22 protein-coding genes are annotated in these 26876 nt (G+C 29.2%); 14 read left to right on the top strand and 8 right to left on the bottom strand.

Annotated elements, in window-relative coordinates; genetic code table 11:
- The first annotated feature begins 72 nt into the window (after window positions 1-72).
- The 6 genes from BTO18_RS18115 (at window position 73) to BTO18_RS01210 (ending at window position 10455) form a co-directional block, all read left to right on the top strand.
- On the top strand, window positions 73-5850 hold the full coding sequence (locus BTO18_RS18115) for a collagen-binding domain-containing protein (RefSeq protein ID WP_105014474.1): 5778 nt from the start codon (window positions 73-75) through the stop codon (window positions 5848-5850).
- Between the two features lie 115 nt (window positions 5851-5965).
- A complete protein-coding gene (pdxH, locus tag BTO18_RS01230) occupies window positions 5966-6613 on the top strand; it encodes a pyridoxamine 5'-phosphate oxidase (RefSeq protein WP_105014473.1) in 648 nt (215 codons plus the stop codon).
- A 32-nt stretch (window positions 6614-6645) separates the two neighbouring features.
- Window positions 6646-7134, top strand: coding sequence for a SixA phosphatase family protein (locus tag BTO18_RS01225; RefSeq protein WP_105014472.1), 489 nt, complete (start codon window positions 6646-6648; stop codon window positions 7132-7134).
- Window positions 7135-7138: 4 nt separating this feature from the next.
- A complete protein-coding gene (locus tag BTO18_RS01220) occupies window positions 7139-8035 on the top strand; it encodes a Ppx/GppA phosphatase family protein (protein WP_105014471.1) in 897 nt (298 codons plus the stop codon).
- A 94-nt stretch (window positions 8036-8129) separates the two neighbouring features.
- Window positions 8130-9230, top strand: a complete 1101-nt coding sequence (locus BTO18_RS01215; RefSeq protein ID WP_170063212.1) for an OmpA family protein — start codon at window positions 8130-8132, stop codon at window positions 9228-9230.
- 118 nt (window positions 9231-9348) lie between these two features.
- Window positions 9349-10455, top strand: a complete 1107-nt coding sequence (locus BTO18_RS01210) for an OmpA family protein (RefSeq protein WP_105014469.1) — start codon at window positions 9349-9351, stop codon at window positions 10453-10455.
- A 42-nt stretch (window positions 10456-10497) separates the two neighbouring features.
- Here the strand turns inward: BTO18_RS01210 and BTO18_RS01205 are convergent, their stop codons facing one another.
- Window positions 10498-11004 carry a thioredoxin family protein gene (locus BTO18_RS01205; protein ID WP_105014468.1) on the bottom strand — a complete coding sequence of 169 codons (507 nt, stop codon included), beginning with the start codon at window positions 11002-11004 and terminating at the stop codon, window positions 10498-10500.
- A gap of 149 nt (window positions 11005-11153) precedes the next feature.
- On the bottom strand, window positions 11154-12182 hold the full coding sequence (lpxK, locus tag BTO18_RS01200) for a tetraacyldisaccharide 4'-kinase (RefSeq protein ID WP_105014467.1): 1029 nt from the start codon (window positions 12180-12182) through the stop codon (window positions 11154-11156).
- 53 nt (window positions 12183-12235) lie between these two features.
- Here lpxK and BTO18_RS01195 point away from each other — a divergent pair, with 53 nt between their 5' ends.
- A complete protein-coding gene (locus tag BTO18_RS01195) occupies window positions 12236-13330 on the top strand; it encodes a Nif3-like dinuclear metal center hexameric protein (RefSeq protein WP_105014466.1) in 1095 nt (364 codons plus the stop codon).
- 2 nt (window positions 13331-13332) lie between these two features.
- Complete coding sequence (locus tag BTO18_RS01190; RefSeq protein WP_105014465.1) at window positions 13333-14106, top strand: zinc ribbon domain-containing protein; 774 nt, start codon at window positions 13333-13335, stop codon at window positions 14104-14106.
- 58 nt (window positions 14107-14164) lie between these two features.
- Here the strand turns inward: BTO18_RS01190 and BTO18_RS01185 are convergent, their stop codons facing one another.
- The 5 genes from BTO18_RS01185 to BTO18_RS01165 all read right to left on the bottom strand — a co-directional run bounded on the left by BTO18_RS01185 (window position 14165) and on the right by BTO18_RS01165 (window position 20607).
- The gene (locus BTO18_RS01185) at window positions 14165-16048 is read right to left on the bottom strand and encodes a DUF349 domain-containing protein (protein ID WP_105014464.1); all 1884 of its coding nucleotides are present in this window, start codon (window positions 16046-16048) and stop codon (window positions 14165-14167) included.
- Window positions 16049-16158: 110 nt separating this feature from the next.
- Window positions 16159-16914 carry a shikimate dehydrogenase family protein gene (locus BTO18_RS01180; RefSeq protein ID WP_105014463.1) on the bottom strand — a complete coding sequence of 252 codons (756 nt, stop codon included), beginning with the start codon at window positions 16912-16914 and terminating at the stop codon, window positions 16159-16161.
- On the bottom strand, window positions 16895-17905 hold the full coding sequence (locus BTO18_RS01175) for a DUF368 domain-containing protein (protein ID WP_105014462.1): 1011 nt from the start codon (window positions 17903-17905) through the stop codon (window positions 16895-16897). The genes BTO18_RS01180 and BTO18_RS01175 overlap by 20 nt, the downstream gene beginning before the upstream one ends.
- A complete protein-coding gene (locus BTO18_RS01170; protein WP_105014461.1) occupies window positions 17906-18829 on the bottom strand; it encodes a polyprenyl-phosphate transporter in 924 nt (307 codons plus the stop codon). It lies immediately after the preceding gene.
- 407 nt (window positions 18830-19236) lie between these two features.
- Window positions 19237-20607 (bottom strand): tetratricopeptide repeat protein, encoded by a 1371-nt coding sequence (locus tag BTO18_RS01165; RefSeq protein WP_105014460.1) that lies wholly within the window; start codon window positions 20605-20607, stop codon window positions 19237-19239.
- 190 nt (window positions 20608-20797) lie between these two features.
- Here BTO18_RS01165 and pyrR point away from each other — a divergent pair, with 190 nt between their 5' ends.
- The 5 genes from pyrR to BTO18_RS01140 are packed head-to-tail and all read left to right on the top strand — an operon-like array spanning window position 20798 to window position 23855.
- Window positions 20798-21337 (top strand): bifunctional pyr operon transcriptional regulator/uracil phosphoribosyltransferase PyrR, encoded by a 540-nt coding sequence (gene pyrR, locus BTO18_RS01160; RefSeq protein ID WP_105014459.1) that lies wholly within the window; start codon window positions 20798-20800, stop codon window positions 21335-21337.
- 2 nt (window positions 21338-21339) lie between these two features.
- A complete protein-coding gene (locus tag BTO18_RS01155) occupies window positions 21340-22269 on the top strand; it encodes an aspartate carbamoyltransferase catalytic subunit (protein WP_105014458.1) in 930 nt (309 codons plus the stop codon).
- 3 nt (window positions 22270-22272) lie between these two features.
- A complete protein-coding gene (locus BTO18_RS01150; protein ID WP_105014457.1) occupies window positions 22273-22605 on the top strand; it encodes a hypothetical protein in 333 nt (110 codons plus the stop codon).
- 12 nt (window positions 22606-22617) lie between these two features.
- Window positions 22618-22938 (top strand): T9SS type A sorting domain-containing protein, encoded by a 321-nt coding sequence (locus tag BTO18_RS01145; RefSeq protein WP_105014456.1) that lies wholly within the window; start codon window positions 22618-22620, stop codon window positions 22936-22938.
- Window positions 22935-23855, top strand: a complete 921-nt coding sequence (locus tag BTO18_RS01140) for a ribonuclease Z (RefSeq protein WP_105014455.1) — start codon at window positions 22935-22937, stop codon at window positions 23853-23855. The genes BTO18_RS01145 and BTO18_RS01140 overlap by 4 nt, the downstream gene beginning before the upstream one ends.
- Here BTO18_RS01140 and BTO18_RS01135 read toward each other — a convergent pair.
- Window positions 23839-24198: a CoA-binding protein gene (locus tag BTO18_RS01135; protein WP_105014454.1), complete on the bottom strand. Its 360-nt coding sequence runs from the start codon at window positions 24196-24198 to the stop codon at window positions 23839-23841. The two genes, BTO18_RS01140 and BTO18_RS01135, sit on opposite strands and share 17 nt — an antisense overlap.
- A gap of 98 nt (window positions 24199-24296) precedes the next feature.
- On the opposite strand from BTO18_RS01135, the gene BTO18_RS01130 reads away from it, so the two are divergent.
- Window positions 24297-26813, top strand: a complete 2517-nt coding sequence (locus BTO18_RS01130; RefSeq protein WP_105014453.1) for a TonB-dependent receptor — start codon at window positions 24297-24299, stop codon at window positions 26811-26813.
- The last annotated feature ends 63 nt before the right edge of the window (window positions 26814-26876 follow it).

The raw sequence follows: 26876 nt of genomic DNA, 5'->3' as shown, positions 1-26876 counted from the left end.
AAGAAATAAGTAGATTTTGATATACCCCTATTTCAATTTATTTGTTCTAACATTTATAAATGAATTATCATTATGAATTACACTAGAAATAAAACACCCTTAAAATTTCCTCTAAAGAAATTTCTAATTGTCTTATTATTTACATTTTTTTACGCTGCATATCTAAACGCACAATGCGTAAATCCTACAGATTGTGATGGAGATGGTATTGTAAATAGTATAGATTTAGATGATGACAATGATGGTATTTTAGATACAGATGAATTTACTTGTCCTCCTTTAGCAAGCGGAACAATTACATCATTCATTATTGATAATAAAGTACAAATTCCTTCATCAGCAACAGTTAGTTCTTTTGGTAGTTCAAGTTCTCCTTTTTCTAATAACACATCTTACACTTTATCTTATGGTACTGCTTTTGGTAAAAGACTTGAAGGTTTTGTTTTAAGTTCTGGAAACACAATTAGAGTAGATAAAGATGCTTCTGTAGGTAATATTACGTTTAGAAGAAATGCATCAGCAGGAAGACCTACCAATGAAATTATTTGGATAGAGAATGATGGACATACTAACACAGCCAATGCTACACAATTACATACAAGTGAAGTAAATAGTATGGCAGATACTTTTTCTCACGGATTTTATAATGTTGGGGGTGACAATATTTTCGATAACAATCTATCAGCTCAAAATAAAAATAACATAGAAAGAATAGATGTTACTTTTGATGATGGTTACATCGTAAATTCTGCTGATAATCAATATGTAACTGTTGGTGAAAGAGGAAAAAACAACTTTATAGATATTGCAATCATTACTAGTATTGACGGGAGTGGAACCCCAACATCTTACAGCACTGTTTATAGAGTAACAACAGCTTCTATGACTACTATAGAGAAGCTACCTTCTACTGTTTTAAGAAAAGAAATAACAGATACAGATTTTAGACCAAGTACTGCATTAAACCAAGACGTGGCAATTAGAGCTGTAAAAATGTCTGATTTTGGCATAGCAAACGGAACAACAATATATGGTTATTCAATCTTACCTCCAGATTATAATACTGGTAATATTTTAGATTGGACTACTTACCCTACAAATACAAGCTCTTCTTTAGGAGGGTTAGATTTAGTACTATTTAATTATTTTTCGTCAGATTGTATCTACAGAGATACTGATGGAGATGGTTTACCAGATAGTAAAGATACAGATTCAGATAATGATGGTTGCCCAGATGCAATTGAAGCTTCAGGATTATACACAACTTCACAAGTAACCAATACACTTGTTGGTGGTAGTGTTGGAGGAAGCTTATTAAACTTCCCTACTCCAGTAAACAATAATGGAATACCAACTGCAGTAGGCACAACAGTTGGAGGAAATGAAACCACTGGTCAAGTCACTTCTTCTAAAGTAACAACAGCTGAACAAATTACAATTAGTATAGCCCCTGCAAGTACAACAGTTAATGAAAATGATAACGCCAACTTTTCAGTTACAGCATCTGCATTAACAACATCAACTTTTAATACAGGCACACCAGATTATACAATACCCCCTGCAACAAATTCAACTGGAACATTATCATACAAATGGTACAAGAATTCTGCACCAGCAACAATCTTATCTACAACAAGCAACTTACTATTAAATACAGTTTCTTTTGCTGATGCTGGAGATTATACTGTAGAGATTACTGGTACAGACAATAATTGTCCAGAAGTGAGAACAGTAACTTTAACTGTAAATGATGTACCAACTGCTGTCGATGATACTGCAAACGTTAACGAAAACACCCCAGCAAACACAATTGACGTTTTAAATAATGATACTTTTGGAAATGATGGTCCCAATGTTGGAACAATTTCATTACCAAGTGGTACATCTGCAAATGGTGGAACTGTAACAGTTGATGATGGTGGAACTCCAAATGACCCTACAGACGATAAAATATTATACACACCAAATCCAGGATTTACTGGAGTTGATACATTTGATTATACAATTACAGATGCAGATGGAAATACATCTACAGCAACTGTAACAGTCACTGTAAATACAGTTTACAATTGTGCAGATAGCCCAACTGCACCTGCAGAGGGTTTTAATGTATTTGTTGAAGAAAATTTTGAAGTTATATCTACAGAAACCAAAGGTGCTGTAGCTGTTGGACAAGATTTAACTATTAAAGGAGATTATAATGTAGCCACAGATGATTGTGGAGATTTTGACACAAGTGGTTTAAAAACAGGTTTATTAGTTGGTGGTAAAGTAAATTATCCTCTAAATACAGTCATCAATACTGATGATGACGAATGTAATTGTGGTGACCCTACAATTGTAAATAACGGAAGTTTCGAAACTGGTGCTAATCCATCTACTTGGACATTAAAAAACGAAAGTGATATTCCTGGATGGTATACAACTGCGACTGATAACAAAATTGAAATTTGGAAATCCGGATTTTTAGGATCTCCTTCTCAAGATGGTGGATTTCATGCAGAAATCAATGCAAATCAAAGGGCTGCTTTATACCAAGTTATTTGTGCTGAGCCAGGTTCAGTTTTAGACTGGTCTATTTGGCATAGAGGAAGACGTGGTGTAGATGTTGCAAATGTAAAAATTGGAGTTTCATTAAACTCTGCTACTACAGTAGAAACAATGAGTACAAATAGAAATGCTTGGCAAAACTATACAGGCTCATATACAGTTCCTGCTGGAGAACATACTGTATATTTTGTTTTTGAGTCTGTTTCAAGTCAACCATATAACAATCTTTCTTTTGGTAATTTAATTGATAATTTTGAAGTTACTAAAAGCACACAAGGTACTTGTCCTGCTGGTCCAGGCACAAACAATGGATTATTAACAGTAGTTAACCCAAACTATTATACAAAAATTGGAGATAATAATGGTTCTGTAGCTTGGTATTTTGATCCTTTGAATGCTCCTGCACCAATGAGAGTTACACCTAATGGAACATATAACTCATCATCAAGAATTCAAATGAATAACAGTTCTCCTGGATATGGAGTTAGTGCAGGAGTCAACCCTGTTTATGAAGCTAATTTAATAGATTTTTCTAGTGCTTTTCAAAGTTTAAGAACAAATTCTACCAATTTAGCTTTAAATAGTAACAATGCAGTTCTAGAAGATAATTTAGGTAATTCTATTACCAATACAACTTTAACAAATCACACAGAAATATTTTTAAACAATGGTGTAAATTATTTAAATATTACTGGAGCTGATTTAAACAGCACATCAATTTTTGAAGCGCAAAGAAATGCAAATTCTGATAGAATCTTAATCATAAATGTAGATGCTCCAGGCACTTTCAATTGGAATGTTTGGGAACAAATAGGTTTTGCTCCAGCAGATAGTCCTTATGTTTTATATAATTTTCCTAATACCACAGAATTAAATATTGTTGGCTCTGAAGAAATTTATGGAACTGTTTTTGCTCCTTTTGCTGATGTTGAAAAATCTGTAAATAAAGAAGATATTTATGGTCAAGTTATTGCAAAATCTTTTATTCATGATGGTGGAACAATCCATTGTCAGAAATTTGCAGCATCAACTACTTGTCCTCCAATTGTAGGCGTAGCTCCTACTCCAGATTTTAATATAAATGTAAACCCACAATGTTCAGTTCAAAATATTTTTACTTTTGATAATACAACACATACAGGAGGTACTGTACAACCTGAAGCACCAATAACTTATTTATGGGATTTTGGTGATGGGACTACAAGTACAGATATGAATCCAACCAAAACGTATGCAACTGATGGTACTTATACTGTAACCTTAACAGCAACCAATATATACGGTTCTAGCACTACTACTCAACAAGTTATTGTGTTACCTGTTTTAGAACCTATTGTATCTGTAATTACATTACCTTCAAATCCAGGAAAAATAAAAAAACAGTTTACATTAGATAATGCAGCTTCTTTTACAGAGTTTTCATGGACTTTACCAGGTTCAGGACCAGGAAGTGGGCCAGGATTATTACAAAACACGAATCCAATAGTTCAAGAATTTACTGAAGCTGGATCATTTACTGTTTCTGTTACAGCAACAAGTAATGATTGTACAACTACAGTAAATATACCAGTTGTTGTAACTTCAGGCGAAGTAACTGGTGGAAATGGTGGAGGAGTAGAGTCTGAATCATTAGGTGATGTAATCAGTAAGATTTATGTAGGTAGAAAGAAAAATTCTATACCAACCAACTTTGTAAAATCAAGTGAGAACTTGTACAACAAAGCAAAAATGAAGCGTGAGCAACCTTATCTAGGTAAAGGGCAGACTTTATTAGATATGTTCCCAAGTGAATTGGTAGCTGGTAATATAGCCAACGTTACTTCACCAACAGATATATTAGATTATACAATTGCAGATGAAGTACTCTCTGTTGACTTCTCTGTTGATGGAAAAACCAAGGGTGTAGTATTAGGTATCAAAACGTCAGATAAAGTTTACAACCACACTAAAGCTTCTTGTGATAGATTACGTGGTGCAGAAATACTTAATGTTGTACCTGTACAATTAGGTGAATACAACTTTTTAATGCAAGCCATTAAACAAAGAAATGGTGTTGTAGAGCATGCCATCTCTTTTGCAGCTGCAAAGAATAATAACGATGTAAGTTATAGCATTCAGTCTAATTGGTATGTAAATCATTATATCAAACATAATGATATGTACAACTTTCAAGTATGGACAACAAACCCAGAAGACACAAAGAAATTAGTACAAGATGTGTTAAACAATTTAACCTCTTTTATACCTGTAAAACAAGAAGAAATTCAGAAAGTACCACAAACTTATGCTGCAAAAATTTCTAGAGATAAAGATGAGTTAGTTATCTTATTAAGAAGTACAGAAGAAGGGATGAGTACAGAGATTTCTATGGAAGAGATTTATTCTGAAACTGCTAATAATGTTAAACATAGATACAATCCGTTAAATACTCAATTAGAACAAGAATTAAGAATTAACATTGCTGATGGTTATGAGTATGATGCCCTTGTAAAAGTAACAGGAGAAGTAGAAGATGCCTTCTATCATGCAGATGGTAATTGGGGATTAGACTTTGATAGTAATTATACTCAAGTAAAAGAATACTTTGTATCGAATAACTTTAACAGAGAATATCAAGATGATGAGTATGCAATAAACAGAAATGTTAAAATTAAAGCTACTAGTGATTATGATTACTTAACACTATACAAATCATTATTACCAGGAACATTATCTGCTGATTATTCAGAATACAAATACTTATCATTTACAGCAAAAGGTTCTGGATTAATGGAGCTAGGTTTAATCAAATCATCTATTGAGGATTGGAAAGCCCAATATAGAGTAATGGTAGATATTAAAGAAGAGGAACAAACGTATTATATTCCGTTTGAAATATTCTCTTCAACAGGTAATCAGAATACAATCACAGCAGATGACTTAACTACATTAACTTTTACATTTTTACCTGTTGAAGCTCAAACTAAAGAGTTAGACTTTGAAATCTCTGATGTGAAGTTTACCAAAACAGCTATTGAAGCATCTGTTGTTAGTAAAATAGAAAAGTTTGAGAATGAATTTATCGCATATCCAAACCCATCAGAAGGTAATGTAAAACTACAGTTATTTAGTAAAGAAACTAGCAAAGCAACAATTACCTTAACAGACATCACTGGTAAAGTAATTTACAGAGTACCAGCTGAATTAATTAGAGGTAAAAATGAACTAGACCTAAACTTTAGCGTAAAACCTGGAGTAATGTTGTTAAAAGTAACAAGTCAAGAACATGATTATGGAACGACTAAAATGATTTTTAGATAATTAATTCAATAAAAAATAAAAATAGGTTAGTTTAAACTAACCTATTTTTTTTGATTAAATTTATTTTTTTTCATCAAACAAAACATTCGTATTTTTACAATCTCAACAAAAAGAGATGGCAAAAGATTTAAGTAATTACAGAAAATCTTACGAAAAAAAAGAACTTTTAGAAGAAAATTGTCCAGAAAATCCAATGGAATTGTTTCAATCTTGGTTTATAAATGCAGATAATTCTGACACAGTAGATGAAACCAATGCAATGACAATTTCTTCAATTGGTTTAGATGGTTTCCCAAAAAGTAGAGTTGTATTATTAAAAAAATACACTTGGGAAGGTTTTATTTTTTACACCAACTATAATTCTGAAAAAGGAAAAGCTATTAAAGAGAATAACAATATTTGTTTATCTTTTTTTTGGTCAGCTTTAGAACAACAAATTATAGTAAAAGGTAAAGCAGAAAAGTTAGCAGAAAATTTATCTGATGGTTATTTTGAGTCTAGACCTGATGGAAGTAAATTAGGAGCTTGGGCATCAAACCAAAGTACTGTTGTAAGTTCGAGAGAAGAGTTAGATAAGAATTTATCATCCTTTGAAAAAAAATTTAAAAATAAAGAAATTACAAGACCAAAACATTGGGGTGGTTATATTGTAAAACCTATATCAATAGAATTTTGGCAAGGCAGACCAAATAGAATGCACGATAGAATTCGATATTCTCTTGAAAAAGATTTCTCTTGGAAATTAGAACGTTTATCTCCTTAATTTCTATATTTACACTTCTATTAAGAAACCAAATGAAAACATTATATATAGTTCGTCACGCAAAATCCTCTTGGGAATATTCTGGTATTGATGATATTGATAGACCTTTAAAAAAAAGAGGAATTAATGATGCACATTTAATGTCTAAATTTTTAGCAAAAAACACTAAAAGACCAGACGTTTTTTTATCAAGCAGTGCCAATAGAGCATTGCATACTGCTGTTATTTTCTGTGAAAATCTTGGGTATCCTTTAGCCAATCTTCAAATTAACAGACAACTCTATAGTTTTAGTGATGGTTATTTAGTAAAAACGGTTTGTGCTTTAGACGATGGTTTTAATTCAGCAATTGTTTTTAGTCACGACCATGGTATTAATACCTTTGTAAATAAGTTTGGTAATAAGCCTATTGCTCATGTAACAACATGTGGAATAATAGGTATAAAATTTCAAGAAAAACATTGGAAAAACATAAAAAAAGGAAAAACTTTTATGATAGAATTTCCAAAAAACCATAAATAACAGCTTGTTAGAAATAAGAAAATATGCAGCAATTGATATTGGTTCTAATGCAATTAGGCTATTAATATCAAATGTGATTATTAAGAGTGATAAAGATCCTCAATTTAAAAAATCTTCTTTAGTACGTGTTCCAATTCGTTTAGGAGCAGATTCTTTTGTTAAAGGTGTTATTTCTGACAATAATGTTAATAGGATGATAAATGCCATAGAAGCATTTAAATTATTGATGGAAGTGCATAATGTAGAAAAATACAAAGCTTGTGCAACTTCTGCGATGAGAGAAGCAAAAAATGGAAATGATGTTGTAGAAAAAATCTTTGTAGAAACAGGTGTAAAAATTGATATTATTAATGGTAAAGAAGAAGCTGCAATAATATCTTCTACAGATTTAAATCAACTTATACAAGGTGATAACTCTTATTTATATGTAGATGTTGGTGGTGGTAGCACAGAATTTACACTTTTTTCAAAAGGAAGAATACTTACTTCGAAGTCTTTTAAAATGGGAACCGTAAGACTTTTAAATAATAAAAAATCTGTAAACAAAGAAATTTTTGCCAATGTTGAAAAATGGATTAAAAAAAACACTAAAGGTTTAAAAAATGTTGCTCTTATTGGTTCTGGAGGTAACATCAATAAACTGTTTAAAATGTCTGGTAGAACCGAAGGTAAACCTATTTCTTTAATATACTTAAATGCTCAATATCAATTCTTAAAACAGATGTCTTATCAAGAAAGAATATCAGAATTAAGTTTAAACCCAGACAGAGCAGATGTAATTATACCAGCTACGAAAATTTACCTTTCTGCAATGAAATGGAGTGGAGCTAGAAAAATATATGTTCCAAAAATTGGACTTTCTGATGGTATTATTAAGAGTTTATTCTACAACAAATTATAATTTCTCTTTTATTTACTTATATTTTATAAATGTTTTTACTACATTTGAATTTATTAAATTTTATAATTCAAAACATTAGTCAATGTTTATCAATATGAAAAAAATTGTATTTAGTTTAGCCTTTGTAATGATTGCTACTCTAACTTATGGGCAAGATTTACCTGAAAATCCTGAACCAGGTAAATGTTATGTAAGATGTAAAACACCAGATGTCTACAAAAATGAAACTGTAAATGTAGCTGTAGCACCAGAGTATAAAAAAATAGTAACGTACCCAGCAGAATATAGAACTATTCAAGAAAAAGTTTTGGTAAGAGAAGCTGGTGAAAAAATTCTTATTGTACCAGCAGTTTGGGGTACTCAAGAAGTTACTTATTATGAAAAAGAAGATGGCTCAAAGTTAGAGGTTCAAAAAGCTACCTTTAATCAAGGTTTTGAAACTGTGGAAACTAGAGCAGCAACTGCTAGTTGGGAAATGAGTGAAAAACTACCTGATTGTGATTCAAATGATCCTGATGATTGTAGATATTGGTGTTATAAACCAGTGCCTGCTGAATTTAGAACTATGCCAGTTGAAAAACTATTAAGAGATGCTACAGTTATAAAAACTAGTATTCCTGGGGTAAAGAAAACATACCAACGTAAAGTAATGGTAAAGAAACCTACTACTTCTATTGTACAAACTCCACCAGAATACAAAACAATTACTAAAACCATACTTGTTAGAGACGCTAGAACAGAAGAAGTTATTGTCCCTGCAGTATATAGATCTATCACAAAACAAATTTTAGTTAAGAAAGGTGGTTTATCTACATGGAAAGCGGTTGATTGCTCATTAATAGATAATACACCTTTACCAATAAATTGGGATTTTTCTAGTGCTACTTTAAATGCTGGTGCAAAAAGAATTATAGATGCTAGGCTATTACCAATTTTAAAAGACGGTGTAGCTGTATATATAGAATCTCATACAGATATGAGAGGTACTAAAAGAGATAACCAAGATTTATCTAATAGAAGAGCTAAAGCAGTAACTGATTATTTAATTTCTAAAGGTATAAATGCTAGTCAATTGTATGCAAAAGGCTTTGGAGAAAGTAGATTACTAAATAAATGTTCTGATGGTGTAGTATGTTCTGAAGCTGAACATGCTGTGAATAGAAGAACTACTTTTAGAGTGGTTAATCAAAGATAAAGTTTAAAAAAAATTACTTAAAAAAGCGAAACAGTTATGTTTCGCTTTTTTTTGTGACCTCTTTATTAAATATGTGTCAAAAAAGTACTAACAAAAAATCTAAATAACATATTTAATTATGAAAAAACAATTATTAAACTTAACTTTTTTACTTTTAGCAGTAAGTTCATTTTCTCAAGTTTTACCCTTACCACAAAATCCAGAACCTGGTAAATGCTATGTAATGTGTAAGACACCAGAAATCTGGAAAAATGAAGAAGTTAAAATAGAAGTTTCACCATCTTATAAAAAGATAATTACGCACCCTGCAGAATACAAGACAGTAACTGAAAAAGTTATTGTAAAACAAGCCACTACTAAATTAGAAATAGTGCCTGCAGTTTGGGAAACTAAAACTATTGAATACGAAGCTAAAGAAGATGCTAATAAACTAACAGCTGTAGCAGCTACATTTACTAACGATTCTGAAAGAATAGAAACTAAAGCTTCTTCTGCAAGTTGGCAAATGAGTGGCAAAAAACCCGGTTGTGAGTCTAGTGACCCTAATGATTGTAGATATTGGTGTTATAAACCTATACCAGCTACTTACCTAAATGTACCATTAAAAAAACTTAAAAATAATGCTACAACAGAGATAAAAAGAATAAATGGTTATAAAAAATCTTATACTAGAAAAGTAATTTTAAACCCAGAAACAACTAAAGAAGTAAACATACCTGCTGTATATGGCACTATTAAAAAAATAGTTTTAGTTAAAGATGCTTGGAAGGAAGAAGTAACAATACCTGCAAAATTTAAAACTATAAAAAAAGAAGTTTTAGTAACCAAAGGTGGTTTAACAACTTGGAAAGAAGTTGAATGTGAGTTGGTAGAAAATACACCTTTACCAATAAATTGGAAATTGAATAGTGCAACTTTAACACTAGAAGCTAAAAGACTTATAGATACAAGATTATTACCTATTCTTAAAACTGGTGTAGCTGTAGCTATCGAATCTCATACAGATTCTAGAGGTAAAAAAGATTCTAATCAAAATTTATCTGACAGGAGAGCTAAATCAGTAATAAATTATTTAATCTCTAAAGGGATTAATACTAGCCAATTAATAGGAAATGGTTATGGAGAATCTAGACTTATAAATAGATGTTCTGATGGAGTTTCTTGTTCTGAAGCAGAACATGCTCAAAACAGAAGAACAACATTTAGAGTAATAAATCAACAATAAAAATTATACACAAATTAGGCTGTCTTAAAAGGCAGCCTTTTTTTATTTATAAATAGCTGATTGAATAAAAGGATAATAATATTCAGTTAAAATATAACCTCTTTTTTCTGCTATTTTTCTACCTCTGTAATTTAATATTATTAATGCTGGAAAAGATTTAATTTTAAATTTTCTTTTAAGATATAAGTTTTCACTTATTTTATCTTGACTTAATAAATCTTGTCTTCTAGGCGAATCTACTTCTAGCAAAACCAAATCATTATCAGATAGTGTTTTAAACTTTTCTGTATGAAACAAATCTCTATCTAGTACTTTACATGGTTCACACCAATCTGATCCTGTAAAATATATCAAAACTGCCTTCTTCTCCTTCTTTGCTCTTTTCAGAGCTTCCTTATAGTTGGGTACCCAATTTAATTTAATGGCATCAACTTTTTTAACTTTAGTAGAATCGATTGCTACTTCTGTTGAGTCTATTACAACTTCTTGCGAAAAACCTAATTGACTTGCAAAGAATAATGCTAAAGAAAAACGTAAAGATTTATTCATGTATGGTTTGTTTATTCAAAAATATCAAAAATAATACCATTTCAAATATAAACTGTGACTTCTATTAATTTATTGTGTCATAAAAATGTTAGTAAATTATTAACGGATAATTCTAACAAAAATCAAGAATAGTGAAAAACCGATGTTATTTAGCATCGGTTTTGTTTTATATGCGATAAAATAGTATCATCAAATTTATCATCATCATCTATAAAAACAGTTTCTATTTCAATATAGGTTAGGTTTTCAATTTTATTTACTAACCGAACATAATCTTTCTCTGTCGTCAAAATTATCTTTTGTTCAGATTTAATAGCATCAAACTTTTGTTGAATGTTTACAATCTCTAAATTGGTAAAATTATGATGATCAGAAAATGCTAAATGTTTAAAAGTAATTTGTTTATTATTCAAAAAATCTAAAAGTGGCTCAGGGTTTGCGATGCCTGTGATTAATAAAACCTCATAGTTCTTTAAATCATGAATTGTCATTTTTTTATCACAACCACGTAAATCGTCTGCATAAGAAATCGTGGTAAAAAATACATTCTTATTATATTTAGATAGTGTGTTACAAATAGTGTCTTTTTTTGATTTCACTAGCTGATTTGGACATTTGGTAACCAGTATAACATCTGCTCTTTTAGCTCCTCTCCTACTTTCTCTTAAATTACCTGTTGGTAATAAAAAATCATCTGTAAATAAATCATCATATTTGGTGAGTAGAATATAAAAACTCCCTTTAATTTTTCTATGTTGATAGGCATCATCCAATAAAATTACTTCAGGAGATTTTAAAGAAACTAAGTTTTGTACACCTCTTACCCTATTTGCATCAACAGCTACTGTTACATTTAAAAATTTTCTAAAATATTGCAAAGGTTCATCACCCACATCTTTGTAAGTGTGTTCTTTATTAATTAATACAAAATCTGTAGTTTCTCTTTTATAACCTCTACTTAAAATTGCTGTTTTATAGCTATTTTTTAATAATCTTATTAGATATTCTATTTGTGGGGTTTTTCCTGTTCCTCCTACATTCAAATTACCCACAACAACAATAGGTATTTTAAAATCTGTTGATTTAAAAAGGTTTATATCAAAAAAATAATTACGTATTGTAGTTACAATATCATAAATAATTGCAAACGGAAATAGTAAAATTCTTAAAAATCTCATTTGGGTAAAAATACATTAAAAATGTTAACTTTGGCTTTATATAAATTTTCAAAATGGTAGTAAAAGATATTACAAATTCTATTGAAAAAATAGCTCCTTTAGATTATGCTGAAGATTTTGATAATGTTGGTTTATTAGTAGGTAAATTTAACACTAAAGTAACTGGGGTGTTAGTTACTTTAGACACTTTAGAAGAAACCGTAGATGAGGCTATTGCTAAAAACTGTAATTTAATTGTGAGCTTTCATCCTATTATTTTTAGTGGATTAAAAAAACTAAATGGAAAGTCTTATGTGGAGCGTGTTGTTTTAAAAGCTATTAAAAATGACATAGCAATATATGCTACACACACTGCTTTAGACAATTCTAAAAATGGTGTTTCAGCAAAAATAGCTGATGTTTTAGGGTTAATAAATACCAAAATATTAATCCCAAAAAGAGGAATTATAAAAAAACTTACAACTTATGTTCCTGTTAATGATGCTAATGTTTTAAGAAAAGAACTTTTTAATGCTGGTGCTGGTAATGTTGGCAATTATGACAATTGTTCTTTTAATGTTTTAGGAGATGGTACTTTTAGAGGAAATAATGAATCTAACCCTACCATTGGTAAGAAAGGAGAAAATAATACAGAAAAAGAAATAAAAATATCTGTAATTTTTGAAAGTAAAAACGAAGTTTCAGTTTTAAATACTTTACAAGAAAATCATCCTTATGAAGAAGTGGCTTATGAAATTATAACTACTGAAAATGTGCATCAAGATATAGGAATGGGAATGATAGGTGAGTTACCTTCTGAAATGAATGAAAAGGATTTTTTATCATTTTTAAAAAAACGCATGAAAACTGATTGCGTAAGACACTCTGCTCTACTAGATAAAAATATAAAAAAAATAGCTGTTTTAGGAGGTTCTGGAGCTTTTGCCATTTCTAATGCTAAAAAAGCTGGTGCTGATGCTTATATTAGTGCCGATTTTAAATATCATGAGTTTTTTAAGGCTGAAAAGAGTATACTTTTAGCAGATATAGGGCATTATGAAAGTGAGCAGTTTACAAAAAACCTTTTGGTTGATTATCTTACGAAAAAATTTAGTAATTTTGCAATCATTTTATCAGAAAAAAGTACAAATCCTATATACTATATATAAACATGGCAAAGAAGAAAGAAATTTCGGTTGAAGAAAAGTTAAGAGCTTTATACGATTTACAATTAATAGACTCTAGAATTGACGAAATTAGAAACGTAAGAGGTGAATTGCCTTTAGAAGTTGAAGATTTAGAAGACGAAGTTGCTGGTTTAAATACACGTGTTGCAAACTTAAATCAAGATGTTTCTAATTTAGAAACTGATATCAATAACAAAAAATTGGCTATTGAAGAATCAAATTCGTTAATGAAAAAATATGATGAGCAACAAAAAAAGGTAAGAAATAATAGAGAGTTTGATTCTTTATCTAAAGAAATTGAATACCAAGAGTTAGAAATTCAATTATCTGAAAAGCGAATTAATGAATATAAAGCAAAAATTGCTCAAAAAATGGAAGTAATTGACGCTACTAAAGAAAAATTAGCAAAACAAGAACAACATTTAGGGCATAAAAAATCTGAACTAGATGCTATTTTAAAAGAAACAGAAAAAGAAGAAAAACTCTTAATTGAAAAATCTGAAGAGTTTGGTAATTCTTTAGATACTCACCTATTTTCTGCCTATAAGAGAATAAGAAATAAAGTTAAAAATGGTTTAGCTGTTGTTGCAATTGAACGTGGAGCTTCTGGAGGGTCTTATTTTACTATACCACCTCAAGTACAATTAGAAATTGCAAACAGAAAAAAAATTACTATAGATGAGCATAGTGGACGTATTTTAGTAGATGCTGCTTTAGCTGCTGAAGAAAAAGAAAAAATGGATAAGCTTTTTTCTTAATTAAGATATAAATTTCAATAAAAAACTCGAAGCTTTTGCTTCGAGTTTTTTACTTTTTTTAGTAGTCTAAATTTTTAAGATAATTTAATTTTTGCTTCCAAACTGCTAAATCGTCTTTAAACTCTGATACTTTATTTTTAACATTTACAACCAAAGGATTATCATCTTTTGCATTAGAGAAAAAACCTAAATTATTTTCTAATTGTTGAATTTCTCTTACAACTTCATCTATCTTTTTTCTCACAAACAATTGTTCTGAATCTAGTTTACGAACATCATTGTCTGCTACATAACTATCTACAACATTAGTAAATTTAAGCATAGTTACCTCTTTCTTATCAAGAGAAAGATTTTCTAACATTTTATCTATTTGCTTATTAAATTTACCATCTAAATGACGCATATTTCTTGGTAATCTTCCTAAATCTTTCCATGTATTAATAGCTTCTAATACAGTATCTTTAGTTGGTTCTTTAGCTTCTTTTAAAGATTCTAAAAAGTTCTTTTTCTCATCAATAATAGCTTGTTGTTCTTTACTAACTGCATTTTTTTGTTGATGATAGCGATCAAAGTAATGGTTACATGCATTCTTAAAACGTTTCCAAATATCATCAGAGAATTTACGAGGAACATGACCAATTTTTTTCCAATCTGACTGAACTTTTTTCATAGCATTTGTTGCTACATCCCAATCTTCACTATCTTTTAAAGATTCAGCCAACTCAATTAAGGCAATTTTCTTTGCTAAATTTTCTTGCTGTCCTTTTTTCTCTCCTTTATAAAAATCGTTTTTGGCACTATTAAACTTTTTAGTAGCCGATTTGAACTTTTGCCAAACTTCCTCACTTTTAGAATATGGTAATTTACCAGCATCAAAATATTGTTTTCGTAATTTCTCAATATCATCTATGCTTCTTTGCCAATGGTTGTGAGTTGTATTTTTAGAGGTATCATAAGCATTAATAGCTTCTATAACCTCTAATTTCTTTTCAATAATTTCTTGAAATTTAGAGCGTAGTTCTTTATAGTACTCGTGTCTTTTATCGTGAATTTTTTTAGTAGCTACACTAAATTTTTGCCAAATTTCTTCTCTAAAATCTTTTGCTACTGGCCCAACATCTTCTTTCCAAACTCTATGCAACTCTTGTAATTCTTTTGCTGCATGGTTAATATCATTTTCTTCTGACAAAGCTTCTGCTTTTTTAATGATATTTAGTTTTTCTTCTAAATTATTTTTAAAATCTAAATCTCTAAAGTCATTACTTAAATGTAGTAAATCGTAGAAACGTTCTACATGGTGATGATAAATTTTCCAAGTATCATTGTATCTTGTTTTTGGTACAGGACCTATTTCTTTCCATGTACTGTCTAGATTTCTGTACTCTTTATACATTGTTGAAGCATTACCTTCTTTTATCAATGTTTTTAAACTTTCTATTATTTGTAAACGCTTTTCTAAATTCTGATTAAGTTGTGTTTCTAGATTAGAATAATAAGCATCTCTTTGTTTTTTGTATGAAGATAGTAAACTGTTATACTCTGTTTTAATAGGACTAGAAAAATGAAAATCTATGGAGTTACCACCATCAGCTAAAAATGCTTCTTTTTTCTCTGCCAAAAGCGATCCAAACTTTTTATTGAAAGCAGATTTTATAGCTTCAACTGACGATTTTATTTGTTGAACAGGATTATTGTTTATCAACTTTTTTAAACTATCAACTAGTTTTTCTAAAGTAAATGTTGAATAATCTATAACAGGAATTTCTGGCTTTACTTCCTCTTTTTCAGCATTTTCTGCTACATCTTTCTCAATTTCAGTAATTACTTCAGTTTCTTTGCTAGTCTCTTCTGGTATATTTTCCTCTTGATTTGAAGATGCAACTTGGTTTACTAATGTATTGTCTTCTTTTTTCTCAATATTTTCATCATTATTATCTAACATATCTACAATGTTTAAAGGTCCTTATATAGTACTATAACTATATAGTCTTCAAAAATACTAACAACTTACAAAAGTATCAAGTTTAGATGATAAGTAAAATTTATACTGGTTTATGCATTCCAAATTCTCCAAGACTCTTCTGCTTGTAGTTGTAACATTTCATATCCATTTTTAATAGTAGCTCCATTTTCTTTCCCTTTTGATAAAAATGTTGTTACTTCTGGATTGTAAATTAAATCATACAAAAGATGATTTTTAGTGATAAATTGGTAAGGTATATTTGGATATTTTTCTGTGTCAGGAAAAGTCCCTAAAGGAGTACAATTAATAATTATAGTATATTTTTTTAACTTTTTCTCATCTAAATTTTCATAAGAAATCTCTTTTTTAGAAGATGGGTTTCTAGACACAAATTTAAACTTTATATTGTTCTTTTTCAATGCATAAGCAATAGCTTTAGAAGCACCTCCTGTTCCTAAAATCAATGCTTTTCTATGTTTTTTTTTCAGTAAAGGTTTTATAGATTGTTCAAAACCTACAACATCTGTGTTATACCCTTTTAAATTACCTCTTTTAGTAAATTTTATGGTGTTTACTGCTCCTATTTTTTTTGCGGTCTTGTCTAAAGTGTTTAGGTATTTGATAATATCTTGTTTATAGGGAATTGTTACGTTTATCCCTTTTATGTTAGAAATTTTATCAATAATATCAGGAAAACTCTCTATATTTTGAAGGTCGAAATTTACATATTTATGATTTTTTAAACTCAATTCTTCGAATTTTTTAGCAAAATATCCTTTAGAAAAAGAGTAGGAAATATTTTTACCTAACAAACCAAACATTTTCTTATTTTCTTCTTTTGTCATAATAATCTATACATAAAATTAGTGCTATACCTAAAAATATAAAAAATACAGCTAATAGGGTTTCTGAATCAAGTATATCTGGCACAAATCTTTGATAATTTTCTACTACTTTATTGCCTTCTTTATCTAGTAAAATTTCACCTTTGTTCGTAGTTGAAAAAACTGTTTTTTTCCATGGCCAAACAATACCCAAAGAACCAGTTATAAAGCCTATAATAATTGCATTTACAAGCTTGTTATAGTGTTTTAAAACATAACCTAAAAGATGAGATATTGATACTAACCCAAATGCTGAACCAGCTGTAAAAACTGTAATAACTTTTAAGTATCTTATTTTTATAGGATCGGATAACACATCAAAATTACCAGTTAATAAATTTGTAATTACATTAAAAAGCACATTAACAGAATCTACGAGTAACAAGACATAATTACCCAATAAAATTAAAATGAAAGAACCTGATAACCCAGGTAATGTCATACCAGAAACTCCTATAATACCACAAAGAAAAACAAACCATAAATTGTCGTTCTCTTTGGCTGGTGATAAAAAACTAATTCCTAATCCAAGAGATACTCCTATTATCAAAAAGAAAAAATTAATTCTAGTCCATTTGCCAAAATCTTTACCAATGTAATATATAGAGCCTATTATCATGCCAAAAAACCAACTCCAAACATAAAGTTCGTAATGTTTTAAAAAAAAGTCTAGAATTAAAGAAACACTAAAGTAGCTAAACATACTACCACCAATAACTAACAATAAAAAACCGGCATTAATATATTCTATAAAAGGTTTAAAACCTTTACTAATTAATAATTTTAATGCTTTAAGATTAATTTTTTGAAAAGAATAAATCATTTCTTCATAAAAACCTAACACATAAGATACTGTACCACCAGAAACTCCAGGCACTTTGTTTGCAGCACCCATTGCCAAACCTTTTAAAAAAAGGGTAAGCTTTTGAATTTTAGTTCTTCTTATTTGCATTTATTTTTTTTGAACAGCTAATTTTTCCATTAATAAAATTAAACCAAACCCAATAATTGCTAAAATAATTGCAAAGGTAAGTTGAGATTCTCCATCAAAGGAAAAAGGAGAAATACTTTGCTGATTAAATGGAACTTTATCTCCATGCGAATTTGTACGCCAAGTTAATGTTTCTTTCCAAGGCCAAATTTTGTTTAAAGAACCAATAATAAAGCCTGTTAAAGTAGCTAATGTGTAATTTTTATAGTTAGCAAATAGCCACTTTAAAACTTTAGAAAATGATAGTAAACCTACAATTGCTCCTAAACCAACTACTGTAATCGTTTTTAAATCTCTATCATTTACAGCTGATAAAATAGGTTTGTAAGCCCCTAAAAGTACTAAAATAAAAGCTCCTGAAATACCTGGTAAAATCATAGCACATATTGCTAGTGCACCTGCTAAAAACATAAAAAGTAATGATGAATTTTCGTTTACTAAAGGATTTAAGGTAGTTATATAATAGGCTATAAAAGCACCTATTATTAGAGCTATAATGGAAAGGAAATTCCATTTTGTAATTTGTTTGGCTACATAAATAATACTAGCCAAAACCAAACCAAAAAAGAAAGACCATAGCAAAATAGGTTCATGCTCTAACAACCATTTAATCAATTTTGCTAACGATACTATACTTATAAAAATACCAGAAAAAAGTGCTAATAAAAAGTTACCATTTGCTTTTTGCCAAGCTATTTTAAAACCTTCATTTTTTAATGTTTTTAGCAGTTCTAAATTAATATTGCTTATAGAACCTAATAATTCTTCATAAATACCAGAAATAAAAGCAATTGTACCTCCTGAAACTCCAGGAACAACATCTGCTGCTCCCATAGCTAACCCTTTAAAGCCAATTACTAAATAGTCTTTAATAGTTCTCTTCATATAAATTTGGTTAAAAAAACGAAGATAGTAGAATTTTAATTTTATTTGTTTCTAAACTTTAAAAAATGCGTGTTAACCATAGTTGTTCCTTTTAGCTAAACAAGATAAATGTTCAGTGTTTGATTAAAATTATTAAATTTTTTATTTATTGATTTGAATGAGGAAACCATACAAAAATTAATTTTAGTTATCTTAATTGTTTTTGTATTTAAAAAGTTTTTAGAAAAATATAAATCTCTCTTATCAAGAGATAATTCTATTTTAAAAAGAAGATTTATTTCTGTAAATATTAAGAAAAATGTCTAAATCTATTAAATTTAATTTTTTAAATCTAAAAAAAGAAGGTGTCGATTTGATTGATTATTAGAGTAAACTTATAAAGTTAAAAAAGGAAAAGATTTAAAAAACTACTCAAAAGCTTTATTATAATTAATAATTAACTTCTTAACTTTTGGTAAACTAAAGACAGTAGGAAAAAGCTCATCTAAAATAATATGATATTCGTAATCTATTTTCATACCATTTATTAAATGGTGTAAGCCATACTTTTCTTTATGTAGCACAAAGAATAAACCAGATAATCGATATTCTATTTCTGCAAAATTTTTATATAGCTTTTGTGCTTGATATAGCATATTAATAGCATCGTTGAACTCTCCCATAAAAGATAATACGTCTACTAAAGAAACATAGATTTCTAAAGCATTATCATCTAATCTTAAACAATTTTCAAAACCAACAATGGCTTCTTCAAAAAAGTTTAATTTAATATTTATTTGAGCATATCTCCTCCAATACAAAGCATTATTTTCATCAATCTTTAATGCTTTAGAAATATAATAAGAAGCTTTGTTATAATTTTCTTGTTCGTAATACAAATTGGTTAACAACATCCAACCCTTATCAGATAAAGGATCTTCGTGAACTGCTTTTTTGTAGTAAGAAATTGCAGTATTTAATTGTTTTAATTTTTCATAACACTCCCCTATTCTTACATAAGCAAAAGCAGTTGGGTCATCTAATTCTAAAGTTATTAAGTAATTATCTATGGCTTGTTGATATTCTTTTAATTCTTCTAAAGTTTTGGCTTTTTCTAGATATCCACCAATAAAAGATTCATCAATTAAAACTGCATAATCAAAAGAAGTAAGTGCTTCTTTATACATATTAAGCATAAAATATTGCCTTCCTAACTGATGCCAAGCTACTTCACAATATGGGTTTTTATCAATATAATTATTCAAGTATTTTATGGCAGACTCGTGTTCTTTTTCCATATCAAAGCAATACACAATGTTATACAGTGCAGAATAATCCTCATAATCTACATCTATGCAATTGGCAAAATTTAACCGAGCATTTTCATAATCATCTAAATACAAATATTCCATACCTAATAAAGACCAAACATCAACTTTATCTTCAGTAAATAATAAAGCTTTTTTAAGATATTGTATAGCTTCTTTATGCTTACCAGATTTTGATGCTATTGTAGCTCTTTGAATAAAAACCTCATCATTGTTGGGTTCTAAACGTTCTATTTTTATTAAAAGTGCTAATGCTTTGTCTAATTTATCATCAAAAATAAAAAGTTCTACTTGTAGTAACTTTAGGTCTATAGATTGCGGATGTTGCTGTAAACCTAATTTTACAGCTTTTTTAGCTAAAGTGTGTTTACCTGCATCTAAATAATGAATAATAATCTCTTCAAATTCAACCAAATCAAAAAAATAAATGCTATTGGTTTTAAGCATCGATTCAAATTTTACTAAAGACATAGTTATAATATTTGAATTATTAGTTTAAATGTAATACAACTATTTTACCATTGTTAAAAAAGCTTTTTTTGTTTTCAACAATTTAATTAACAACTATAACTATGTTTTACACCCTAATATTTTGCTCATACAGTATTTTAACCTAATTTTGATTTTCAATAACTACCGACTAAAATTTGGTAGGTTTCTTATGAGCAAAAAAACACTACTTAACTCAAAAGATATTGAAATTATTCTTCATAGATTGGCATGTCAGCTAATTGAAAACCATAATGATTTTTCTAATTCTGTACTTATCGGTTTACAACCAAGAGGTGTTTATTTAGCAAAAAGATTAATTGATTTGCTAAAAAATGAATATGAAATAAAAAATCTAGAATCTGGTTTGCTAGATATTACTTTTTATAGAGATGATTTTAGAAGACGTGATGAGCCTCTAGCTGCAACCTCAACTGAAATCAATTTTTTAATTGAAGATAAAAAAGTAGTAATTATTGATGATGTTTTGTATTCTGGAAGAAGTGTTAGAGCTGCTTTAACTGCTTTACAATCTTATGGAAGACCTAAAAATATTGAGCTTTTAGTGTTGATTGATAGACGTTTTAGTAGACATTTACCTATTCAACCTAATTATAGAGGCAGACAAGTTGATGCTATTAATGAAGAAAAAGTATTGGTTACTTGGCAAGAAACAGATAAAAAAGACGCAGTTTATATAGAACAAAGATAAATATGGATCAATTAAGCGTAGAACATTTACTAGGTATAAAATATCTTAATGCAAACGATATTGATTTAATTTTTAGAACTGCTGATGGTTTTAAAGAAGTTATTAATAGACCCATTAAAAAAGTACCTTCTTTAAGAGATATTACTATAGCCAATCTCTTTTTTGAAAATAGTACAAGAACTAAACTTTCTTTTGAATTGGCTCAAAAAAGACTTTCTGCAGATGTCATTAACTTTTCTGCAAGCCAATCGTCAGTTAAAAAAGGAGAAACATTAATTGATACTGTTAACAATATTTTATCTATGAAAGTAGATATAGTTGTAATGCGTCATGGAAGCGTAGGTGCAGGTGTATTTTTATCTAAACATGTAGATGCAAAAATTGTAAATGCAGGTGATGGAACTCATGAACATCCAACACAAGCCCTATTAGACTCCTACTCTATTAGAGAGAAACTAGGTGCTGTTAAAGGCAAAAAGATTGTGATTGTTGGCGATATTTTACATTCTAGAGTTGCTTTATCCAACATCTTTGCTTTGCAATTACAAGGTGCTGAAGTTAAAGTTTGTGGTCCAACAACTTTAATACCCAAATACATTTCTAGTTTGGGTGTAGAAGTAGAAACAAATTTAAAAAAGGCTTTGGAATGGTGTGATGTTGCCAATGTTTTACGTGTACAACATGAACGAATGGATATTAAATATTTTCCATCTACAAGAGAATACACACAGCTTTTTGGTATCAACAAAGAAATTTTAAATAATCTTGGCAAGAAAATTGTGATAATGCATCCAGGACCAATAAATAGAGGTGTAGAAATTACAAGTGATGTAGCAGACTCTGATCAATCTATAATTTTAAATCAGGTTGAAAATGGAGTTGCAATAAGAATGGCAGTGATTTATTTGTTGGCTCAACAGATTAAAAGATAATTGATGAAAATTCAAGAAAAAGAAAAATATACACTTTTTACTGCTAATGAAAACTCATTTGAAGATTTTTACAAATCTTTTGAAAAAAGTGTTAAAGATTTTAAAAATATGCATGTAGTTGTGCATCTTTCTAGTTTAGAAGGCTTAAAATCTGATGATTTTTTAGTATTTTTGGATATATCAGACAAAAAAAAGGAAAATAAAACCTCTTTTGTTATCATAAATAATAACATTAGTATCGATGATTTTCCTGAAGAATTAAATATTGTTCCTACTGAAATTGAAGCTGAAGATATTATAGATATGGAAGCTATGGAAAGAGAACTAGGATTTTAAAACCCCCATATTATGTTTAAAAAACTACTTTTTGCACTTTTTTTAATCTCTACTACTATCGCTTTTTCTCAAAAAAATTCAATAGAAAAATTAACAGCAGCCCCTAACCCTTTTACACATTCTACAACTATTACTTTTAGTGCTGTTAAAAAGTCAACAGTAATTTTTACAGTCAAAAATGTATTAGGTAAAACTGTTTACAAAACAAATTTAAAAACTGTAGTTGGTAAAAACTCAATCCCATTTTCTAAAGGAAGTTTAAAAACAGGTATTTATATTTATTCTTTACAAAACGAAAAAAATATCATTTCTAAACGTATTGTTATTAAATGAGTATAAACCTAACTATTTTAGGTTGTCATTCAGCAAGTCCGCGTGTAAATGCGTTTCCTACTTCTCAATATCTAGAGATAAATAATCGTCATTTTTTAATAGATTGTGGAGAAGGCACTCAACGTCAAATGCGTAAATATAAAGTTGGGTTTTCTAAAATAAATCATATTTTTATTTCTCATTTACATGGCGATCATTTTTATGGTTTGGTTGGTTTATTATCAACTTATGGTATTTTAAGTAGAGAGAAAGAGTTACATATTTATGGGCCAAAAGGTATAAAAGAAGTTACTCTTTTACAGTTAAAAGTTTCTCAATCTCATGCTAAATATCCTATGGTTTTTCATGAATTATCATCAAAAAAAAGTGAATTAATTTTTGAAGATGATAAAGTATCTGTAAGCACAATACCTTTAAACCATCGCGTCTATACAAATGGATATTTATTTACAGAAAAAGAAAAGCCGTTAAAATTGCATATTGATAATATAAATCATTATGAAGAAATTGACAGGGCAGATTTCAACAATATAAAAGCGGGTAGAGATATTACTTTACTATCTGGTGAAATAGTTCCAAATTCTGAATTAACCTTACCACCAAAAAAACCATTGAGTTTTGCTTTTTGTAGTGATACATGCTATAAACCAGATATAGCTCCTATTATTAAAGATGTAGATTTGTTGTATCATGAAGCAACGTTTTTAGAAGATAGGAAAGATTTAGCAAAAAAGACAAAACATTCTACTGCAAAAGAGGCTGCTGAAATTGCAAAAGAAGCTAATGTTGGGCAGCTCATTGTTGGACATTATTCAGGTAGATACAAAGATATTTCGCTATTTAAAGACGAAGCACAAAAAATATTTAAAAATTCTGATGTGGCTGAAGTTGGTAAAGTTTTTAGTATTGATTCGTAGATAATAATACTAAAGTACAAGCAATTTCAGATTCAATATTATTTTCTTTTAAGAGTTTTACAAATTCGTAATTTTCTGTTCCAGGATTAAAAATTACCCTTTTTGGTTGTAAACTTATGATATAATTATAATATTCTTCTTGCCTTTTTGGGTTTAAATACAAAGTAATTGTATCAACCTTTTTGTATGGTAATTTTTCATTATCTATTGCAACATCTAACACCTTTCCTTTTCTTAAACCTAGTGCAACAGTCTTTATTTCTCTACCTCTTAATCTCTTAATCGCAATATTAGAATACCTATTAGGATTTGTAGATGCACCAATTACTAGTGTTTTTTTCATAGTGTTAATATTACGTTAAACAATGTTAATACCCGTAACAAAGATATGCTATAAGGAGTCTAGTTAGCATCAATTCAAATATAAATCAACCAAAAAAAATGAAAAAAGTATTACTATTTGCTGTGCTTATGATTTCTGCAAATTCTTTTGCACAACTAGCAAAATCTGAACTCCCAAAACCAGGAGTTATTTCTGGTAAAGTTATTGATAGTCAATCAAAAGAAGTCTTACCTTATGTAAACATTGTAGTAAGAGATATGGCTAAAAAAATTATTACTGGAGGTATTACAGATGAAAAAGGATTGTTTAAAATTAAAGATATACCAAAAGGAAATAGCTTAATTGAAGTGCAATTTATTGGTTACACAACTTATACCAAAAAAATCGAAGTTACCAATAAATCTAAAAATATAAACCTTGGTATAATAAGTCTTAAAGAAGACAGTGCTACTTTAGATGAAGTTGTGGTAAGAGCAGAAACTTCTACAGTTGTACAAAAAGTAGATCGGAAAGTAATTAATGTTGGTAAAGACTTAACAGCTGCTGGTACTACAGCTTCAGAATTATTGAATAATGTACAATCTGTAAGTGTAGACAGTCAATCTGGTGCAATTAGCTTACGAGGAAATGCTAATGTAAGAGTTCTAGTTGATGGAAGACCAACAAATATTCCTGCTGCTCAATTGTTACGTCAAATACCATCAACATCAATAAAAAGTGTAGAGTTAATTACAAATCCTTCAGCAAAATACAACCCTGATGGAATGAGTGGTATTATCAACATCATCTTAAATAAAAATGCAAATATGGGATTTAATGGCTCTGTTGATACTGGTGTAACTGCAGGACATTATGTACGATATAATGCATCAACCAACATGAATTATAAAACTGGCAAAGTAAACTTCTTTTTAAACTATGGGCATAATAGTGGTGAAAATTACAACTTTGGTAATGTAACAAGACCTGGTTTTAATAATCAAGATTTTATTTTTGTAAATGATAACAATTCTAACCTTATAAAAGTTGGTGCAGATATTTATATTAATGATAAAAACACTTTATCGATTTATACAACTCAAAACTGGTTTGAAGGTTTAGGAAATGGTAGATCTATAGTTTCTGATATAAATGGAAATGAAATAATTAGGGCTCCTAATACACAAAATAATTCTTCACCTACTGGAACTTATAATCTTAATTATAAAATAGATTTTGCTAAAAAAGGACATAATTTAGAATTTGAAGGTACTTATTCTAGAACTAACAGTGATAATATTTTAGACAATTTAAACTCATTACAAACACCTAATGATTTTGATTATAAAGTGTTTAACTATGGAAATAATATAGATAGCGATCGTAATAACACTCAACTAAATTTAGACTATACAAATCCTCTTTCTGATAAAAGTAAACTTGAGCTTGGTTTAGAGTTTAGAGGAGATAATACTGATAATATCAACTTAACAGATCAAGAATTATATACGTATCAAAAAGATACGAATGGTAACTTTATTTTAGACGCGAATAACAATCCTATCCAAGATGGAAATACAGAAAATCTAGGAAGTTCAGATTTTAACTTTGAGCGTAAAATTTATTCTGCTTATGCAAGTTATGGCACAAGTTTTAATAAAATTACAATGCAACTGGGTGCTAGATTCGAAAACTTTTTAATCGATGGTACTTTTAATAGATATACAGATGAAACTACTACAACTTTAAAAGAAACTCAAAAAGTTTCGCAAGATTTATTTAATATTTATCCTTCTGCTTTTTTTACGTATAGTCCTTCAGAAAAAAATCAATGGCAGTTAAGTTATAGTAGAAGAATTGATAGACCAGGAATACAACAAGTAAACCCAATTAGAGAATGGAGTACACCTCTAATTATTTCTATTGGTAATGCAGATTTGAGGCCACAGTTTACAAATAGTTTTGAGTTAAATTATACGCGTCAAATTAAAGGTGGAAACTTGAGTTTTGGTACTTTTTACAGAAAAATTGATGATGTAATTTCAAGAATAACAAATGTTGATCCAGCAAATCCTCAATTTGGTCAAATCTTATCTTTTGCAAACTTTAGCACAACTGATGCTTATGGATTAGAGTTTTCTGCAAACTTTAAAATGAATAAATGGTGGAGAGTAAATTCTAGTATGGATTATTATTCTCAAGAACAATTGGGTAGCGTAGATAACACTTCTGCAAATCCAACCCAAATAAGTGTTCAAAATAATGTTTTTAATGCGAGAGTAAGTAATAGTTTTAGAGCTTCGAAAAATTTACGTTTACAATTATTTGCTATGTATAGAGGACCACAAAAAGATATTCAATGGGATGTAGAAAATATGTGGATGGTAAATCTTGGTGCTAGTTGGACCGTTTTAAAAGGAAAAGGGACTGTAAACTTTAGAGTAAATGATATTTTTCAAGGGATGAAATTTGCCTTTAATTCAGAAAATCCTTTTGTACAAAATGGTCGTTTTCAATGGGAAAGCAGAACCTCTTTTATTGGCTTCAATTATAGATTTGGAGGAGGAAAAAATAGAGCAAAACAACGTAGAAGAAGAGATAATAGAGAAAAAGATAGTGGTGGAGGTTTCTTCTAAATTAAAAATATATTTTTAATTTCATAAAAAAATCCAGCTTTTAGGCTGGATTTTTTACTTTAT

It is taken from the genome of Polaribacter porphyrae, assembly GCF_002954685.1.
In the GTDB taxonomy this organism is placed as follows: domain Bacteria; phylum Bacteroidota; class Bacteroidia; order Flavobacteriales; family Flavobacteriaceae; genus Polaribacter; species Polaribacter porphyrae.
This window is presented reverse-complemented; position numbering and strand designations above follow the sequence as displayed.

Coding starts and splice junctions, on each gene's coding strand:
- BTO18_RS01170 (WP_105014461.1), bottom strand. CDS start 18,829: ATGAAGAGAACTATTAAAGACTATTTAGTAATTGGCTTTAAAGGGTTA.
- BTO18_RS01140 (WP_105014455.1), top strand. CDS start 22,935: ATGAGTATAAACCTAACTATTTTAGGTTGTCATTCAGCAAGTCCGCGT.
- BTO18_RS18115 (WP_105014474.1), top strand. CDS start 73: ATGAATTACACTAGAAATAAAACACCCTTAAAATTTCCTCTAAAGAAA.
- BTO18_RS01155 (WP_105014458.1), top strand. CDS start 21,340: ATGGATCAATTAAGCGTAGAACATTTACTAGGTATAAAATATCTTAAT.
- BTO18_RS01210 (WP_105014469.1), top strand. CDS start 9,349: ATGAAAAAACAATTATTAAACTTAACTTTTTTACTTTTAGCAGTAAGT.
- BTO18_RS01135 (WP_105014454.1), bottom strand. CDS start 24,198: ATGAAAAAAACACTAGTAATTGGTGCATCTACAAATCCTAATAGGTAT.
- BTO18_RS01225 (WP_105014472.1), top strand. CDS start 6,646: ATGAAAACATTATATATAGTTCGTCACGCAAAATCCTCTTGGGAATAT.
- BTO18_RS01195 (WP_105014466.1), top strand. CDS start 12,236: ATGGTAGTAAAAGATATTACAAATTCTATTGAAAAAATAGCTCCTTTA.
- BTO18_RS01150 (WP_105014457.1), top strand. CDS start 22,273: ATGAAAATTCAAGAAAAAGAAAAATATACACTTTTTACTGCTAATGAA.
- BTO18_RS01145 (WP_105014456.1), top strand. CDS start 22,618: ATGTTTAAAAAACTACTTTTTGCACTTTTTTTAATCTCTACTACTATC.
- BTO18_RS01205 (WP_105014468.1), bottom strand. CDS start 11,004: ATGAATAAATCTTTACGTTTTTCTTTAGCATTATTCTTTGCAAGTCAA.
- BTO18_RS01165 (WP_105014460.1), bottom strand. CDS start 20,607: ATGTCTTTAGTAAAATTTGAATCGATGCTTAAAACCAATAGCATTTAT.
- pdxH (WP_105014473.1), top strand. CDS start 5,966: ATGGCAAAAGATTTAAGTAATTACAGAAAATCTTACGAAAAAAAAGAA.
- pyrR (WP_105014459.1), top strand. CDS start 20,798: ATGAGCAAAAAAACACTACTTAACTCAAAAGATATTGAAATTATTCTT.
- BTO18_RS01185 (WP_105014464.1), bottom strand. CDS start 16,048: ATGTTAGATAATAATGATGAAAATATTGAGAAAAAAGAAGACAATACA.
- lpxK (WP_105014467.1), bottom strand. CDS start 12,182: ATGAGATTTTTAAGAATTTTACTATTTCCGTTTGCAATTATTTATGAT.
- BTO18_RS01180 (WP_105014463.1), bottom strand. CDS start 16,914: ATGACAAAAGAAGAAAATAAGAAAATGTTTGGTTTGTTAGGTAAAAAT.
- BTO18_RS01215 (WP_170063212.1), top strand. CDS start 8,130: ATGAAAAAAATTGTATTTAGTTTAGCCTTTGTAATGATTGCTACTCTA.
- BTO18_RS01130 (WP_105014453.1), top strand. CDS start 24,297: ATGAAAAAAGTATTACTATTTGCTGTGCTTATGATTTCTGCAAATTCT.
- BTO18_RS01175 (WP_105014462.1), bottom strand. CDS start 17,905: ATGCAAATAAGAAGAACTAAAATTCAAAAGCTTACCCTTTTTTTAAAA.
- BTO18_RS01190 (WP_105014465.1), top strand. CDS start 13,333: ATGGCAAAGAAGAAAGAAATTTCGGTTGAAGAAAAGTTAAGAGCTTTA.